We start from the raw sequence: 587 nt of genomic DNA on the forward strand, positions 1-587 counted from the left end.
ACTTCTTTCGCGATATTAGAAAGATAGAGAGCCTCTTCTACAGCTGTATTACCGCCACCAACAACACATACCGTTTGATTGCGATAGAAGAAACCATCACAGGTTGCACATGCACTGACACCACGGCCAGAAAATGCTTCTTCTGATTCGAGGCCAAGATATTGAGCAGATGCGCCTGTCGCAATAATCAATGCATCACAGGTGTATTCGCCTGAATCACCGCTAAGGCGAAATGGTTTTTGACTCAAATCAGCTTTGTTGATGTGGTCAAACACAATCTCGGTATCAAAACGCTCGGCGTGAGCTTGCATGCGTGCCATTAAGTCCGGACCTTGCAAGCCTTCCACATCACCAGGCCAGTTATCTACTTCAGTCGTTTGGGTTAATTGGCCGCCCGCTTGGATGCCAGTAATTACAACTGGGTTCAAGTTGGCGCGCGCTCCATAAACGGCGGCTGTATAGCCAGCAGGGCCTGATCCTAAGATCAATAATTTTGCATGTTTTGCTTCGCTCATGAGGTACCTCAATACTGAATTCAAATTGGTTCTGGTGCATGAGGAGTAATTTCATGCACTGTTAAAAACGAT

At 46.3% G+C, this 587-nt stretch carries 1 protein-coding gene; it reads right to left on the reverse strand.

Annotated features, from left to right (window positions below):
• Window positions 1–515, reverse strand: a 515-nt coding sequence (locus tag A3739_RS03370) for an FAD-dependent oxidoreductase (protein WP_197472007.1), incomplete at its 3' end; no start/stop codon positions are given.
• Window positions 516–587 lie beyond the last annotated feature (72 nt).

This window comes from Oleiphilus sp. HI0067 (assembly GCF_001635735.1).